Below are 15,426 nucleotides of genomic sequence, written 5' to 3'. Positions count from 1 at the left end.
CCCTATTTTACCATGCCCTCCTTGCCCGGTTCCCCCGGAAGAACGGCCTCGACACCCACCGTCCGCGCGAGGCCCTTGAGCGCGGCGAGCGCCTCCGATCCGGTTACCGACGCCCAGGGCTCGAAGCGCCCTTCCGGACGAAGCGGGAGGCCGACCCGCACCGCCTCCTGCGCAGGGCGGAAGAGGTAGTGGCGGGTGCCAAGGTCGGGAAATGGATCGGGCGTCGAGAGCCCTCCTGCCGCGGCCGGATCCTCCGCCCGCGCGCCCGACGGGGCTGCCCGCGACCCGGACGCACCCTGCGCCCAGCCCCTCTCGATGTCCGCGATCAAGAGCGCGAGCGCTCCGCGCGTGACCGGATCGCCCAGATGATAGGAGCCGTCGGGAAAAGGAGAAATCCATCCGCGTGCCAGCGAGACCCGGACCCAACGCTCCCCCCAGGCACCGCGCGCCTCCTCCGTGTCCGATGGATAGTCCTTCGCGCCGCGCCAGCTCGGCCGCTCCGGATCGGCGCCCAGCTCCGCGGCGAGCATCACCCCCAGCTCCCCGCGGGAGACGCTCGGATGGGTGCGCAGCGCGCCGTAGCCGGCCGGCAGGCCCGCGGCGAGATAGCGCGAATCCAAGAGGGTGCTCAGAGCCTCTTGGGATGGGGCATGCCCCGGATCGCGTCCCAGGGCGCGGGTGAGCGCCTCGGCGGCGAGCTTCGTCTCCCCCGCCCCAATATAGGCAAGGCCCAAGCGATAGAGCGGTTCCGCGCTCAGCGAGTCCAGAGCCGCGGCGCGATCGAATTCCTCCTTGGCGTCTTTGTAGTGGTGGATCGCGGCGTGGTAGCGCCCGAGCGCCACGTGCGCCGCCGCGTTATTCGGATCCAATTCGACCGCGCGCAGAAGGGAGCGCCGGGCGGACTCGGCGTCGGCGAGCGCGAGCGACATGAGGCCCGCGCCCAGCTCCGCGCGGATCTCGAGCGGGCGCGCCCCCGAGCGCTCCGCCGCCCGCGCCGCGCGCGCGTAGATGCTGCGCGCGTCCGCCGCGTTCCCCCGCGCGGCGGCCGAATCGGCCTCCGCGAGCAGCCCCGGGATCGCGACCGTCCCCTCGGGAATCGAGGGGCCTGCGCCGCGCCCTCCGGCACAGCCCGCGACGACGGCGCAGAGGATGACACCGAAAAGGGTCGCCTTAGCCATGAAGCAGCTTTCTTTCCTTGAAGCTTGCGTACGCATCCCTCGCGACCACGACGTGATCCAGGATGTCGATGCCCAGGATCCGCCCCGCCTCCACGAGGCGGCGGGTGATCGCCAGATCCTCCTCGCTGGGGGTCGGGTCTCCGCTTGGGTGATTATGCGCGAGGATCAAGCTCGCGGCCGAGACCGCGATCGCGGGCTGATAGACCTCACGCGGGTGGACGATGCTCGCGTTCAGGCTCCCGATGGAAATGATCTCGCGGCGAAGCACCTGGTTCCGCGAGTTCAAATAGAAGCCGACGAAGTGCTCCCGGTTCGCGGTGCGAATGTCCCGCGTCAGATCGAAGACCGTCTCCGGACCGCGCACGAGGGGCGCGGGGTCCCCATCCGGCCACAGCCTCCGCCCCAGCTCCGCGGCGGCGAGGAGCTGCGCAGCGCGCGCCTTGCCCATCCCGCGTATTTGTAGAAGCTCCTCCACCGGCACGCGATGGAGCTGGCGAAGCGGGATCGCCCCGGTGACCCGCGCCGATAACTCGAGAATTCCTTCGCCGGGCCCGCCCGTGCCGAAGAGCACGGCCACCAAGTCCGCGTCCGTCAAGACGCCGGGGCCCGAGCCGAGCAGCCGCTCCGGCGGCCGCTCGCCGTCTGCCATGTCTTCGATCGTGGATCGCTTCGTACGCCGCATCCCAGTGTTCTCCCCCGGGAGCGGGACCGCGGTGGTGTGAAGCGCGAGGTAGCCCGGATGCTAGGGAGGAACCGGACCCGGCGCAAGCACGATCCTATTCGAGCTTCAGGTCCTTCCGGTAGATCTGGATTTTCCCCTGCGCCCTGAGCCGGTCGGTCCAGGCGGCCGATCGCTGCTCGAAGAGCTCCTCCCTCAGCTCCTCCCGGTGCTCCGCGTATTGCTTCGGGCTCGGCGCGATGAGCGAGTCCACCACGGCGTAAAGCCTTCCGAGCGATCCGGTCCGCGGCTTGAGCACGTTCCCCGAGCGCGACGAGAAGATCTCGTCGTAGAGGGTGGAATCCCTCGAGAGAAGCGAGTCACGCGCCAGATCCGGGATCGGCCCGTGCCGCGGGAAGAATCGCGATACCCTGAGGCCGCCGAGCGGCAGAGCCAGGGTTTCGAGATCCTTCCCCGATCGGAGACCCTGCGCGAGCGCCGCGTCGATGGAATCCGCCAGCGCGCGCTTCCTCTCGGTCAGCATGTCGCGAAGCACTTCCTCCTTCACCTCGCGGAAGACGGCCGGGCGGGGCGCCACGGAGCTCGTGAGCCGGGCCACGACGTAGCCCGCCTCCACGGCGATCGGATGCGAGACGCCCCCCTCCGGCAGGGATCCGATGACCGACTCGATCGCGGGAAGAGGGCCCAAGCCGGGAATCGGCTCGAGCCGTGCGAGCGGACCGCTCGTCGAGGCCCCGCCGTACGGCTTGGCCAGCTCCTCGAATCGCGCCTCGGGCTTCGACGCGGCCGCCGAAAACGCCGCCGCCTCGCCGCGCGCGAGCGAATCGGCGACGCCCTCGCCCAAGACGCCGTGGATCTCCGCGCGACACTCCTCGAGCGTGCGGAGTCGCTGGGGCGTCATGCCCTCGAGCCGGATGATGTGGAAACCGTACTTGCTCTCGAGGAGCTCGCCGGTTTGCCCCGGCTTGAGCGCGAACACGAAATCGCCGAACTCCTTCGCGACCTCGCCGCGCGTGATCTCGCCCAAGTCCCCCCCTTTTGCGGCCGTGTCCCGGTCGTCGGAGTATTCCCTGGCGAGCGCGCCGAAATCCTCCCCGTCCTTGACCCGCTTCAGGAGATCGAGCGCCTTTTTGCGGGCCGCGCCTCGCGCCCCCGGTCCGTCCCCAGGACGGTAGGCGATCAGAATGTGCCGCGCGTGCGCCCGGGCCGGGACGGTGAATTCGAGCGGGTGCTGGTCGTAATAGGCCCGGATCGAATCCTCCGGGACCGGCACGGAGTCCGGCTTCGATTTCCGGAACAAGACGTAATCGAACGCCCAGCGCTGAGGCGTCCGGTATCGCTCGCGGTGGGATTCGAAATAGCCCTCGGCCTCCTTTTCCGTCTCGGTCCGGCGCATCAGCTCGGCCTCGGCGCGGGCGATGCCGCGAACCGCCTCGTACGCCGGAAGGAACTTGGCATCCACGTCCGTTACGCGGACGACGAAAACCGAATCGCGGAGGACGCGCGGGCCCACCAGCGTTCCAGGGCTTTTCTTGTAGAGGGAATCCAGCAGCCCTCCCTCGACGAGGCTCGGCGCCTCGGGAGGCTGCCCCTGGTAGATCGAGACCTGATCCAGCGTGGCGCCGAAACGGCGGGCCACCTCCTCGGGGCGCTCGCCACGCTTGAGGCGCGCGGATGCCTCTCCCATCGCCTTGAACGCAAGGTCGAGCCGGCGCTCCTTCCGGACCAGGTCCGGAAGGGTTTTCAGGACTGAGTCCGCCCAGGCGTGCGCCGTGTCCGGGATTCCCGATGATCTTCGGATCCGCTCCAGCGCCCTGGCGATGTCGTGGTCTGAAGCGGGACGCGAATCCAGAAACGAATCCGTGGCGCGTGCGATGACCGAAGCGCGGAGGAGCGGCACGCGATAACGGTCGGGGCGCGAGGCATAATCCAGGCGGGCCAGCGAGTCGAGCTGCGCCTCGCGGAGCAGACCGTCGGCGCGTCGTTTCGCGAGACCGACCGCCTCCCGAAACGGCCGCACGGCCGGCTCGTGGTGCTCCTCGAGCCTGGCCACGACGTAATCGGGTCCCACGCCGATAGGTTCCGGGAGCCATTGCTTCGGCTGGGCCGCCCGGATCGCATTCGTCAGCGCGTCCGACCTCCCGAGTCCCCGGATCGGCTCGCCTACCCGGAATAACCCCGTGTCCTTGACTCCGCCGAATTCCCTCGCCGCGGCATCGGCGGATCGGGCGGCCTTCACCGAGGCGAGAAGGCCCTTCGCTGCGCCGAGGGCGCGGGCTCGGGCGATGGCGCGGAGGGTGTCCGACGTGAGCCCCGTCGTTTCGATCGGCACGCGGATATAGGTCAAGCGGGCTTCCTCGGCGCCCTTGAACTCGTCGGCATGACCGTCGTAGTAGGCGCGCATCTGCCCGACGGTCGCCTGCGCCTCGAGCGAGACCACGTCGGGCGTCAGCCAGAGGTAACGGATCGACGCCTGCGCCGTCCTCTTCACGAACTCTTTCCTGAGCTCTGCCTCGGGCACGGCGTAACGGGCCTTCATCCAGGCGACGTACTTATCGAGCAGCACCGCGTTTTGGACCTGGCCCACGATCTGCCGGTAGTTGGACGCCGGCGAGAACTTGAACTCCCGGAACTTCGCCGGATCGAATTTCCCCTTCGTCTTGAAGTAGTCGTTTCGCTGAAGCCGCGCGTCGAGCTCCGCCTCGGTCGCCGTGAATCCTCGCCGCTTGGCGTCCGCTACCCAGAGCCGTTCGCGGACAAGCTCGTTCAGAACGTTCTTGCGAAGCAGCCCCTTCTCCTCGTCGGTGAGTTTTCGTCCCGCGCGAGCCTCGATCTCCGCGAAGTACGGATCCGCGAGGCGGTCCCACTCGAGATTGGTGATCGGGATCCCATCGACGACGGCGATGAGCTCCGAGGCGCCGCGTCCGGGTGGAGGAGCCTGCTTCGCGGAAACGCTTTGCCGAGGGAGGACGCCGAGAAGGAGCGGAATGGCCGCGACAAGGAGGCGTAGGTGCGGGGAATGTCTCACGGGATCGCTTCAGTCTATTCAGCCGGCCCGGCGCTGTCCACGCGAAATGAAACGGCCCGAAGGCGATGGACCGTTCCTCATAAGTAGCCTATTACAAACGGGTTAACCAAGCCGCGGTTGATGCCCGGCCGATCGATCCACTAGGATGTGCGCCCGCGCTCTTCGCCGGAGAGCGATACCCGACCGTACCAGGGGGATCCCATGCCGCCTCCCAATCCCGAGTCCAATGTCGCCGAGCGCCTCGCAGCCGAGGATCTTCTCGAAGCATGGAACCTGCTCGTCCCCGAGGACCGCTTGGAAAGCTTTCAGGCATTGCCGCGCCCCGAGGCCGAGGATCTTTTCCTGAGCTTGAGCGCGCGCGACCAGGCGGAGCTTCTGCGCGCGCTGCCTCACGCCGAGCGCCGCTCCTGGATCCGCCTTCTCGCGCCGGACGACGCGGCGGACCTGATTCAGGAAATCCCGCCCGAAGAGCGGGAGGAAATCCTGGCCCTCCTCGACGACACGACTCGAAAGGAAGTGAACGGGCTGCTTGCGTACGCCGAGGACGACGCGGGCGGGCTCATGAACCCACGCTACGTCCGTGTCCGCCCCGACATGAGCGTCGATGAGGCGATCACCTACTTGAGACGTCAAGCTGCGGATCGCGCCGGGGCGATGTATTACGCCTACGTGCTCGATCCCGAGCAGAAGCTGCGCGGCGTCGTTTCCTTCCGAAAGCTCTTGTCGGCGAGACCGGAGCAGCGGGTCGAAGAGCTGATGCAGACCGACCTGATCACGGTGCCCGAGGCGATGGACCAGGAGGACCTGAGCCGCCTCTTCGCCACATATCGCCTCGTGTCGTTTCCGGTCGTGGACGCAGAGGGCCGCATGAAGGGCATCGTGACCCTGGACGACATCGTGGACGTCGTCCGCGAGGAAGCCACCGAGGATATCCAGAAGATCGGCGGAACGGCCGCGCTCGACGCGCCCTATCTCCGGATCGGGATCATGGACATGATCAAGAAGCGCGCCGGCTGGCTGGCCGCCCTCTTCATCGGCGAGACGCTGACCGCGACGGCGATGGGGTACTTTGAAGCCGAGATCGGCCGCGCCGTCGTTCTGGCGCTCTTTGTTCCGCTCGTGATCTCGAGCGGCGGGAACTCGGGCGGCCAGGCGACGACCTTGATCATCCGGGCCATGGCGCTGGGGGAGGTCCGGCTGCGCGACTGGTGGCGCGTCGTGCGCCGCGAAATTTTTTCCGGTTTGGGCCTCGGGCTGATTCTCGCCACGATCGGCGTGATCCGCATTCTCACCTGGCAGGCGCTGTTCCATACCTACGGCCCGTACCACCTGCTCGTGGCGCTCACCGTGGCGGCCAGCCTGGTGGGCGTGGTGCTTTGGGGCACGCTCGTGGGCTCGATGCTTCCGTTCCTTCTGCGAAGGCTTGGGTTCGATCCGGCGAGCGCGTCGGCGCCCTTCGTGGCGACGCTCGTGGACGTGACGGGGCTCGTGATCTACTTCACGACGGCGCGGATCGTCCTCTCCGGGACGCTCCTCTAGCGGGCGGCCTAAGCCCGGTCAGGAGACGAGGATGGTTTCGCCCGCCTGCTCTTCGGCGTGATACGAGCTGCGCACGAGGGGCCCCGAAGCTACCTGGCGGAACCCGAGGGCGAGCCCGTACTCCCGGTAATGGGCGAATTCCTCCGGAGGAGCGTAGCGCTCGAGCGGCAGGTGCGATCCCGAGGGCGGCAGGTATTGCCCCAGCGTCACCATCGAGCACCCGTGTGCCTTCAGGTCACGCAAGAGCTCCTCCACCTCCTCCACGGTCTCCCCCACGCCGAGCATGATCCCCGACTTGGCCGGGATCTTCGGCGTCATCAGCGTGACCCGCCGCAAGAGCTCGAGCGAACGGTCGTACCTTCCGGCGGGCCGGACGCGCGGATAGAGCCTCCGGACCGTCTCCATGTTGTGGTTCAAGACGTCCGGCCCGGCCGTGAGCACGCTCCGCAACGCGTCGCCGTTTCCCAAGAAGTCGGGAATCAGAACCTCCACCCGCGCGGCCGGGATCTCGGACCGAATGGCGCGGATCGTGGCGGCGAATTGGAAGGCCCCGCCGTCGGGAAGCTCGTCCCGGTTGACCGAGGTCACGACGACGTAATGGAGCCCGAGCCGGCGCGCGGCTTCGGCCACGCGGCCGGGCTCTTCGGGATCGACCGGGAGCGGCTTCCCGCTCCGGATGTCGCAGAAGGGACAGGCACGCGTGCAGATGTTTCCCAGAATGAGAAAGGTCGCGGTGTGACGCGAGAAACAATCGCCGATATTCGGGCAGTTCGCGCTCTCGCACACGGTGTGGAGATCGAGCGTGCGGAGAATCGCCTTGGTCTCGAGGTACTCCTTGCCGGCCGGAATCTTCGCCTTGAGCCATTCCGGCCGTCGAGGGGGAGGCGCCTCGGCGCTCAGCCTGTGATAGGAGCGGAGCGGCTTTCGCTTCTCGCCCGCCTCGCTTCGTCTATCGGAGGCGAGCCCGAGCGGAATCGGCGCGCCCCGCGGCGGGGCGGGCGAGGAGGCTCCGGCCGGCGACGCGAGCCGCTCAGAAGTGGATCGATCGTCCATCGGTCGCGAACATGGCCTCCATCGTCGCTTCCGCCAGCGTCGGGTGCGCGTGAACGACGTCGGCCAGCTCGAGCGCGGTCGCCTCGAAGTGGCGCGCGACCACGGATTCCGCGATCTGCTCGGTCGCCAGCACACCGATGATGTGAACCCCCAGAAGCTCCCCGCTCGAGGCATCGGCGACCGCCTTCACGAAACCGTCTCCTTCCCCCAGGATCCCGGCCTTGGAATTCGCGATGAACGGGAACTTGCCGATCTTGACCGCCCGCCCCGAAGCGCGCGCCTGCGCCTCGGTCATGCCGACGCTCGCGACCTGCGGATGGCAGTAGGTGCAACTCGGGATCGCCTCGTAATTCACCGGGTGCGGGTGCCTGCCGGCGATTTTCTCGACCGCGGCGATGCCCTCGTGCGAGGCGACGTGCGCGAGCGCCGGGCCGGGGACGATGTCCCCGATCGCATAGACCCCGGGAACGCTCGTCTCCATATACTCGCTCACGCGAACGAACCCGCGTTCCACCGTGACGCCCAGCGCCTCGAGCCCGATGCCGTCCGTGCGCGGCTTCCGTCCCGCCGCCATCAGCACGCGCTCGGTATGATAGCGCTCGACCTTGCCCTGGGTCTCGACCTCACTCCACGCTTGATCCCCTTCCACGCGCACGCTCTTGATCGAAGCGCCGACCAGGACCTCCATGCCCTGCCGTGTGAACGAGCGCTGGAGCGCCTCGGAAATGTCGGCGTCCTCGAGCGGCACGAGCCGAGGCTCCCTCTCGATCAGGATCACCTTGGAACCGAACGAGTGATAGATGGACGCGAATTCGACTCCCACCGCTCCCGCGCCGATCACGAGCAGCGATTCCGGGACCCGGTCCAGGCTCAAGATGTCGTCGCTCGAAAGCACGACGCGGCCGTCCACCGGCACCATGGGCAGCGAACCCACGCGCGATCCGGTCGCGAGCACGATCGCCCCCGCTTGGACATCGCTCGTCCCGCCGACGGCGTCGGTCACCGCGATCCGGTCCTTGGCTTTGAGCCGGCCCTCTCCTTTGATCGTGACGACCTTGTTCTTCTTGAGCAGGGACTCGGTGCCCATGAGGTTCTTCTTCACGACGCGGTCTTTTCGCTCCATCGCGGCCTTCAGATCCAGGGAGGCCTCCGAGACTCGAACCCCGAACTCCCCGGCGCGACGGGCGAGCAGGAGGACCTCGGCGGTCTCGAGCAGCGCCTTCGTGGGAATGCAGCCCAGGTGAAGGCACGTGCCGCCCACCTTCTCCTTCTCGACGAGCGCCGTCTTGAGCCCGAGCTGGCCCGCCCGGATCGCGGCGACGTACCCGCCTGGTCCGCCGCCCAAGATGGCGACGTCGAAGCGTTCGCCGTTCATCAGACCTCCTGGTTACGTTTTCGGCTGGGCGAGCCTCGCCCGAATGATCGGCTCGAACAGATCGATGGGTATCGGGAAGATCGTCGTCGAGTTGTTTTCGGTCGCGATCTCGGCCAGCGTTTGAAGGTACCGGAGCTGCATCGCGAGCGGCTGCGTGGCGATGACCGCGGCCGCCTCGGAGAGCTTCTTCGACGCTTGAAGCTCGCCTTCCGCGTTGATCACCTTGGCGCGCCGCTCGCGCTCCGCTTCCGCCTGCCGGGCGATGGCACGCTGCATTTCCTGAGGCAAATCGACGTTCTTCACCTCGACGGTGCTTACCTTGATTCCCCACGGCTCCGTGTGGCGGTCGATCACGAGCTGGAGCTCCTGGTTTATCTTTTCGCGGTTCGAGAGCAGCTCGTCCAGATCCGACTCACCCAGGGTGCTGCGCAGCGTGGTCTGCGCGATCTGGGACGTTGCGTAGAGGTAGTTCTCCACCTCGAGGACGGCACGGTTCGCGTCGAGGACGCGGAAATAGATCACCGCGTTCACCTTGACCGTCACGTTGTCCTTTGTGATCACGTCCTGCGGCGGCACGTCCATGGCGACCGTGCGGAGCTGCACGCGCACCATCTTGTCGACCACGGGGATGAGAAGGATGAGACCCGGACCCTTGGCACCGATCGCCCGCCCCAGGCGGAACACCACCCCGCGCTCGTATTCGCGAAGCACCTTGATGGCGCTCGAGAGCACCAGGATCGCCAGAAAGATCAGCACCGCCGCGGAAATAGAAACCATCGCCTTCCCCCCTAAGCTCTCCGGACGCGCAGCCGCATGCCGTCGACGCGATCGACGACCACGGGCGCTCCCTTCTCGATTCGCTCGTCCGCTTCCGCCTCCCAGTATTCCCCGTGCACGAAAATCCTCCCCTCGTGGGGGCCAAGCTCCGTCAACGCCACGCCGCGCTCTCCCACGAGCCCTTCCCGGCCGGTGAGAGGTTTTCGCTTCAGCGCGCGAACTCCGGCGCCGACCACGAAGGCAAAGAATAGCATCGTCGCGACCGTCACCGTAACGATCACCGAGAGCGACACGCGCATCGCGCCTCCGTCTCCGCTCAACAACACCAGAGAACCGAGCACAAGGGACACCACTCCCCCCACCGCGAGCAGGCCATGGCTCTGCACCTTGATGTCCGCGGCGAAGAGCAGCATCGCGAAGAGAATCAGGAACAAGCCGGTCATGCTCACCGGAAGAGCCTGGAACGCGAGGAATGCCAGGAGGAGACAGATCCCGCCCACAATGCCCGGCAGGATCGCCCCGGGGTTCGAAAGCTCGAAAAGGATTCCGTAGAACCCGAGGATGAAGAGGATGTACGCGATGTTCGGATCGAGGATGCGGCCGAGGATCTTCTGCCGCCAGCTCGCCGCGACCTCGTGCGTCACGGCGTCCTTCGTGTGCAGGGTCCGCGTGAGCCCCGCGACCGTGACCCTCCTCCCGTCCATCCGCCGCAGGAGCTCGTTCAGGTCGCGGGCGATGTAGTCGATGACGTGGAGCCTCAGGGCTTCGTCTTCGGGGAGCGAGCCGCCCTCGCGCACGGCCTTCTCCGCCCAGTCGGCGTTGCGTCCGCGTTGCGCGGCGAGGGACCGGATATAGCTGACGGCGTCGTTCCTCACCTTCCGGGCCAGGTCCTTGCCGGTGTCCCCTCCCCCCAAGTTGACGGGGGTCGCGGCGCCGATCGAGGTGCCCGGCGACATGGCCGCGACGTGGGCGGCGTAGGCGATGAAGGTCCCCGCGGAGGCGGCACGGCTGCCGGCGGGGGCGACGTAGACGACAACCGGAACCTCGGAGACGAGGATGCGTTTGATGATGTCGCGCATGGCGGTGTCGAGCCCGCCCGGTGTGTCGAGCCTGATAATGAGCGCTTCGCGCTTATCACGTTCGGCCCGCGCGATCGCCTGGACGATCACCTGGGCCGAGATCGGCTGAATCGCGCCTTCCACCGTGAGGACGTCGACCACCGGCTTCTCCTTGGCGGGAGCGGTGGAGGTGGAGCGCGCGGGCGGGGCGGCTCCGAGAAGGAGGATGGCGGCCCACGCAGCCGCCGCGAGGCGCCGCATGTCAGCTCCGTTCCTTGGACGCCTGAATCGTCTCAGGGCGGCGGATTCGGTTCCGTTCGTCGACGTACACGATGGTCGGAACGTGCCGGAGGAGCTCCTCGCGCTCCACGAGCGCGTAGGTGAGGATGATCACGGTGTCTCCGACGTGCGCGAGGCGCGCCGCGGGCCCGTTGAGGCAAATGACCCCCGATCCCCTCGCGCCGCGGATGGCGTAGGTGTCGAACCGTTCGCCGTTATTGACGTTCAGGATCTGGACCTGCTCGTGCGGGAGGATGTCGGCGGCGTCCATGAGATCCGCGTCGATCGTCACCGAGCCTTCGTAGTTCAAGTCGGCTTCGGTGACGGTGGCGCGATGGATTTTCGACTTGAACGCGGCTAGGCGCACGCGAGCACGGCCTCCCTGGCGGCGGCGAAGTGGCTCTCCGGCGCGGTGGGTGGGACGGCGCAGCCGGGCCCCAGGATGAAGCGGGTCCCGCCGGACGCCTCGATCGCAGCGCGCGCTTGCGCCTGCACGGCCTCGGCCGGTCCGTCAACCATGACGCCCTCATGGTCGATCCCGGTAAGAAGGGTCTTTTCGGTGAGCGGCCTCAAGTCGGCGATCGAGGGATTGGTGGGCTCGTGAGCGGCCCACGAAAGGATCGAGACCGGGTAGTCCAGATGCTCGCGCAGAAACGCGCGCGGACCGCACACGTGAATCGCGTTGAGCGGGCCGCGCTTCGCCTCGTCGAGCACGCGGAGGTCATAGGGGCGGCCGAATTCCAAGAGCAGCTCCTTGTCGATCACCGTCGCGTTCCCATAATCGGTCGTCGCGAAGAAAATCCCGGAGCACCCTCGCTGCATCGTCTCGCGGACGAACGCGGCAAAGGTCTGCGTGATCGCCCGGAGCGCGCCGTGGACCCGCTCGCCGTGGCGGCGGAGGTGATCCACGAAGACCGCGTCGTCGTTCACCAGGTCCGCGGCGATCGAAATCGGATTGAACACGGTCATGAGCCAGTCGGTGTCCCCTTGAACCTGCGCCGCGATCCGCTCCTCGGCGTCGAGCATCTCTCCCAGCGTCCCTTTCGTGGGATCGAGGGGACGGATCCTGTCCCAGTCGCCGGGTTCCCGCACGGGGGATGCCACCACCGTGGGCTTGTCGAGCGGCCCGTTGCCCGGCCTCTCCGTCCGCACTCCCCAATCTTCCACGTGATACGAGGCGCGCGGGTTCACCTTCATGAAGTCCCAGTCGTACGTCTTCTGGAATGAGAGCATGGCCTCGGCCAGAGCCGCCGCAGAGGCCTCCCGGTCGTAGAAATGCCGCCACAAGGACATCGCGGGCCGGTCCACGCGGCCGCCCTGGAGGGTCGTGCGAATCCGCTCGCGTCTGGTCATGGGTTTCCTTTGCAAACGGTGGCCGCGGACGTCGTTGCAATTTCGTGAGGGACGAGCGTAAGGTATGGATCGTACACGGTATAAGCACCCCCCACAAGTCCGCTCGAGACCACGCCGGAGCCCCGGGATCGGAGGCAGCCATCGTGCAACCCCTTCGAGGACGGCCCTTTCCGCTATCAGACTTCCGCGCCCTTTTGATGCTGCTGACGCTCGCCGCGCTTCCGTCCGCTCCGGACCGGGCGGCCGCGTCCGTGGGAGCGGGGGCACGCCCGGCCTTGGTCTCGATCGTGGGCGGGTGGAGGATTTTCAGCTCGCAGCTCGGCCTAAGAGACGACGCCTCGGCCGGCTTGAGGCTCGGGCTGGGAGTCGCCCCGCGCGTGGTCCTCATGACCGATTTCACCGTGAGCGGCGCGAACCGCAGCGTTGGAACGGGGACCGCGACCGTCCACGCGCTCCGCATGCTTGCCCGATTCGACATCCTCGGGGGCAGCACGCGGCCTTATGTCGTGACCGGCGCGGGCGGGGTCCTCTTCGACTTCAACGACGCGCAGGATTACGCGACCGGGACTTTGACCATGGGGTATGGCCTCGAGCATCGATTCGCGGGCAGCCCGCGCGTCATGCTCGAGGGAGATCTGGACCTCTACCGCAACCGCACGATCGTCTACAGCTCGACCGGACAGGAGCTGAGGCGCTCGCCGAAGACCACGCAGGGGCTCGGCACGATTGCGCTCGGCCTGGTTTTCGGGTTCTGATATGGCCGCTCCCGGTATCGCGCGCGTGGCACGGCTCCGATCCGCCCGAAGATTCGCGACCGCCTTCACGCTGCTGCTCCTCGCATCGGCCTCTCTCTCCTGCTCCGATATCGCGCTCAAGCCCAAGGTTCCCGTGCGGGTCAGCGGGATGATCGCGGATCGTGACGGAGCGCCAATGGCGGGTGCGTGGATCGCCTTCGACAACGCCGACCCCACGTATCCCTATGATCCCTCGACCCATGCGCAGGTCCAGACGGACGCGGCAGGCGCGTACGCCGTGACGCTGGTGGCCGGACGGTACGACGTCTCGGCGCAGCCGCCGTTCTCTTCGGGGTACGCCACTGCCCGGGTCCGCGGGGTCGAGCTCCGCACCGCCCCCGCGACGTTCAGCTATCGCTTCTCAGGACTCAAGGTGACCGGGGTCGTAACAGTACCCGGCGGGGCACCTCTCGCCTCGGGAGCCGCCAGCGCGTACGGGGGGAATTCCGTCGCCAGCGCGTACATCGCGTCCGGCGTTTTCTCGCTTTTTCTCCCTGCGGGATCGTATCAGGTCACCGTCGGACCCTCTGATTATGAGTCCGGGATTCCGACCCGGACCTATTTCGGCCTCCGGTTCGCTTCGGACACGACCCTCACCTTTTCCCTGGATGGGTATCTCGTAGGCGGAACGGTCACCGGTCCAGGCGGGCAGCCTCTGATCGGGGCCCGGGTGGGGGGCACGAACCTGCGCGCGCGATCGACAGCCCGAACAAACGCCAGCGGCGCCTACGAGGTATACGTTCCCGGCGGTGATTACGATTGGTTCGTGCAACCCGGGATCCTCAATTCGAATATCGTGTCGCGGATTTTTCCCACGACGACCGTCACGGCGCCGCAGACGAAGGACTTCGATCTCTCCGGCGTGACCTGGAGCGGCACCGTGCGCTTGGCCTCAACCGGCGAGCCTGTCCCCTCGATCCCGGTCTCGGTGTATGGGCGCTCGGCCTATGGAACCGCGTACGTGACGTCGGGGCCGGCCGGCGACTTCAGCTTCGTGGTCAAGCAGTATGGGATCTACGATGTCCGCGCGGAGTCCTACGAGCAGGGCCTCGAGGGCCACCTCGAAGGCATGGAGGCGGTGAACGATTCGATCTTCGACGTGCTCCTTTCGCCGTCGAGCGGGCGGGTGCTCCTCACGCGCCGTCAGGCCAGGGCATCCGGCGGCGTGAACGGCTCGGGGACCCGCACCGGCTGGCCCAGCACCCGCCCATAGAAATCTTCGTAGAGCGGGATCACGCGTTGGGCGTCGAAGCGCTCGATCGCGTCGCGGCGCGCAGCCTCGGACATGGCCGCGTAGCGCTTGGAGTCCGATAGGATCTCGATCGAGCGGCGCGCCATTCCCTCCACATCGCCGACCGGAAGCAGATAGCCGGTTTCCTCGGACCGCACGAGCTCCGGCAGCCCTTCGGCCGTCGTGCCGATGACCGGCACCCCCGCGGACATCGCCTCCAGCGCGGCCAGGCCGAAGCTCTCGTTCTTGCTCGTCAGGATGAACAGGTCCGCGAGCGAGATCACGTCCTCGACGGCGTCGAGCTGCCCCAGCCATCGGACCCACTTCTCGACGCCGAGCGCCTCGGCGACTTCCCGGGAAGGAACCCGATCCGGCCCGTCCCCCACCAGGAGAAGCCGGCCGGGCACCTCGCGCCGCACCGCGGCGAAAACCCGCACCACGTCCTCGACGCGTTTGCTCGGGCGGAAGTTTGAAATGTGGAGCAGCACCCGCTCTCCTTTCTTCGCGAACCGCTCCCGCGGACACGAGCCCTCCCGGCGCGGGGCGAAGCGGGTCGTGTCCACGAAGTTCGGGATCACCTCGATTTGGCGATCCAGATCGAAGACCTCGAGCGTCTTCTCTTTGAGGTAGCGGGATACCGCGGTCACCCCGTCGCTTTGCTCGATGCCGAATCGTGTCAGCGGCCGGAACGAGGGATCCGCGCCGACCAGGGTGATGTCCGTCCCGTGGAGCGTGGTGACGATCTTGAGCTTGGTCGATCGCGCCACCTGCCGCGCGAGATACGCGCAGACCGCATGCGGCACCGCGTAGTGGGCGTGCAGCACGTCGAGCTGGATCTCGTCCGCAACCTCGGCAAGCTTCGCCGCGAGCGCGAGCGTGTACGGGGGATATTGGAAAAGCGGATACGCGAGCATCTGCACTTCATGGAACACCACGTTCTCCTGGAACCTCTTGAGCCGGAACGGGAGCGCGTAGGAGATGAAGTGCACCTCATGCCCGCGCCTCGCGAGCTCCATTCCCAGCTCGGTCGCGACCACGCCCGAGCCGCCGTGCGTCGGGTAGCAGGTGATTCCGATTTTCAC

General features: G+C 67.3%; 13 protein-coding genes. 3 read left to right on the top strand and 10 right to left on the bottom strand.

Annotated elements, in window-relative coordinates; genetic code table 11:
- Window positions 1–2: 2 nt before the first annotated feature.
- The 3 genes from E6K76_04190 to E6K76_04180 form a co-directional block, all read right to left on the bottom strand.
- Window positions 3–1,178, bottom strand: coding sequence for a hypothetical protein (locus E6K76_04190; GenBank protein ID TMQ59697.1), 1,176 nt, complete (start codon window positions 1,176–1,178; stop codon window positions 3–5).
- Window positions 1,171–1,827 carry a DNA repair protein RadC gene (gene radC, locus E6K76_04185; protein ID TMQ59741.1) on the bottom strand — a complete coding sequence of 219 codons (657 nt, stop codon included), beginning with the start codon at window positions 1,825–1,827 and terminating at the stop codon, window positions 1,171–1,173. Before radC ends, E6K76_04190 begins: the two co-directional genes overlap by 8 nt.
- 127 nt (window positions 1,828–1,954) lie before the next feature.
- Window positions 1,955–4,885 (bottom strand): hypothetical protein, encoded by a 2,931-nt coding sequence (locus E6K76_04180; protein TMQ59696.1) that lies wholly within the window; start codon window positions 4,883–4,885, stop codon window positions 1,955–1,957.
- Between the two features lie 201 nt (window positions 4,886–5,086).
- Between E6K76_04180 and mgtE the strand changes: the two genes are divergently transcribed.
- Complete coding sequence (mgtE, locus tag E6K76_04175) at window positions 5,087–6,424, top strand: magnesium transporter (protein TMQ59695.1); 1,338 nt, start codon at window positions 5,087–5,089, stop codon at window positions 6,422–6,424.
- An 18-nt stretch (window positions 6,425–6,442) separates the two neighbouring features.
- Here mgtE and lipA read toward each other — a convergent pair whose 3' ends face one another.
- From lipA to E6K76_04145, 6 genes are read right to left on the bottom strand one after another with little or no spacing between them, the layout of a single operon-like run.
- Window positions 6,443–7,477 carry a lipoyl synthase gene (gene lipA, locus E6K76_04170; protein ID TMQ59694.1) on the bottom strand — a complete coding sequence of 345 codons (1,035 nt, stop codon included), beginning with the start codon at window positions 7,475–7,477 and terminating at the stop codon, window positions 6,443–6,445.
- Window positions 7,455–8,852, bottom strand: coding sequence for a dihydrolipoyl dehydrogenase (lpdA, locus tag E6K76_04165; protein TMQ59693.1), 1,398 nt, complete (start codon window positions 8,850–8,852; stop codon window positions 7,455–7,457). Before lpdA ends, lipA begins: the two co-directional genes overlap by 23 nt.
- A 12-nt stretch (window positions 8,853–8,864) precedes the next feature.
- Window positions 8,865–9,629: a slipin family protein gene (locus E6K76_04160; GenBank protein ID TMQ59692.1), complete on the bottom strand. Its 765-nt coding sequence runs from the start codon at window positions 9,627–9,629 to the stop codon at window positions 8,865–8,867.
- Between the two features lie 11 nt (window positions 9,630–9,640).
- Entirely contained in the window at window positions 9,641–10,948 is a 1,308-nt protein-coding gene (locus E6K76_04155; protein TMQ59691.1) for a nodulation protein NfeD, read from the bottom strand.
- 1 nt (window position 10,949) lies between these two features.
- Window positions 10,950–11,333 carry an aspartate 1-decarboxylase gene (locus E6K76_04150; GenBank protein ID TMQ59690.1) on the bottom strand — a complete coding sequence of 128 codons (384 nt, stop codon included), beginning with the start codon at window positions 11,331–11,333 and terminating at the stop codon, window positions 10,950–10,952.
- Entirely contained in the window at window positions 11,324–12,319 is a 996-nt protein-coding gene (locus tag E6K76_04145) for a hypothetical protein (GenBank protein ID TMQ59689.1), read from the bottom strand. The genes E6K76_04150 and E6K76_04145 overlap by 10 nt, the downstream gene beginning before the upstream one ends.
- 143 nt (window positions 12,320–12,462) lie before the next feature.
- On the opposite strand from E6K76_04145, the gene E6K76_04140 reads away from it, so the two are divergent.
- Window positions 12,463–13,074, top strand: a complete 612-nt coding sequence (locus tag E6K76_04140; GenBank protein ID TMQ59688.1) for a hypothetical protein — start codon at window positions 12,463–12,465, stop codon at window positions 13,072–13,074.
- A 1-nt stretch (window position 13,075) separates the two neighbouring features.
- On the top strand, window positions 13,076–14,326 hold the full coding sequence (locus tag E6K76_04135) for a carboxypeptidase regulatory-like domain-containing protein (GenBank protein ID TMQ59687.1): 1,251 nt from the start codon (window positions 13,076–13,078) through the stop codon (window positions 14,324–14,326).
- Here the strand turns inward: E6K76_04135 and bshA are convergent.
- Complete coding sequence (bshA, locus tag E6K76_04130; protein ID TMQ59686.1) at window positions 14,257–15,426, bottom strand: N-acetyl-alpha-D-glucosaminyl L-malate synthase BshA; 1,170 nt, start codon at window positions 15,424–15,426, stop codon at window positions 14,257–14,259. The two genes, E6K76_04135 and bshA, sit on opposite strands and share 70 nt — an antisense overlap.

The organism is Candidatus Eisenbacteria bacterium (assembly GCA_005893275.1).
Taxonomy (GTDB): Bacteria; Eisenbacteria; RBG-16-71-46; order SZUA-252; family SZUA-252; genus WS-7.
The sequence above is the reverse complement of the archived record's forward strand: the minus strand, read 5'-3'. Positions and strand labels throughout refer to the sequence as shown.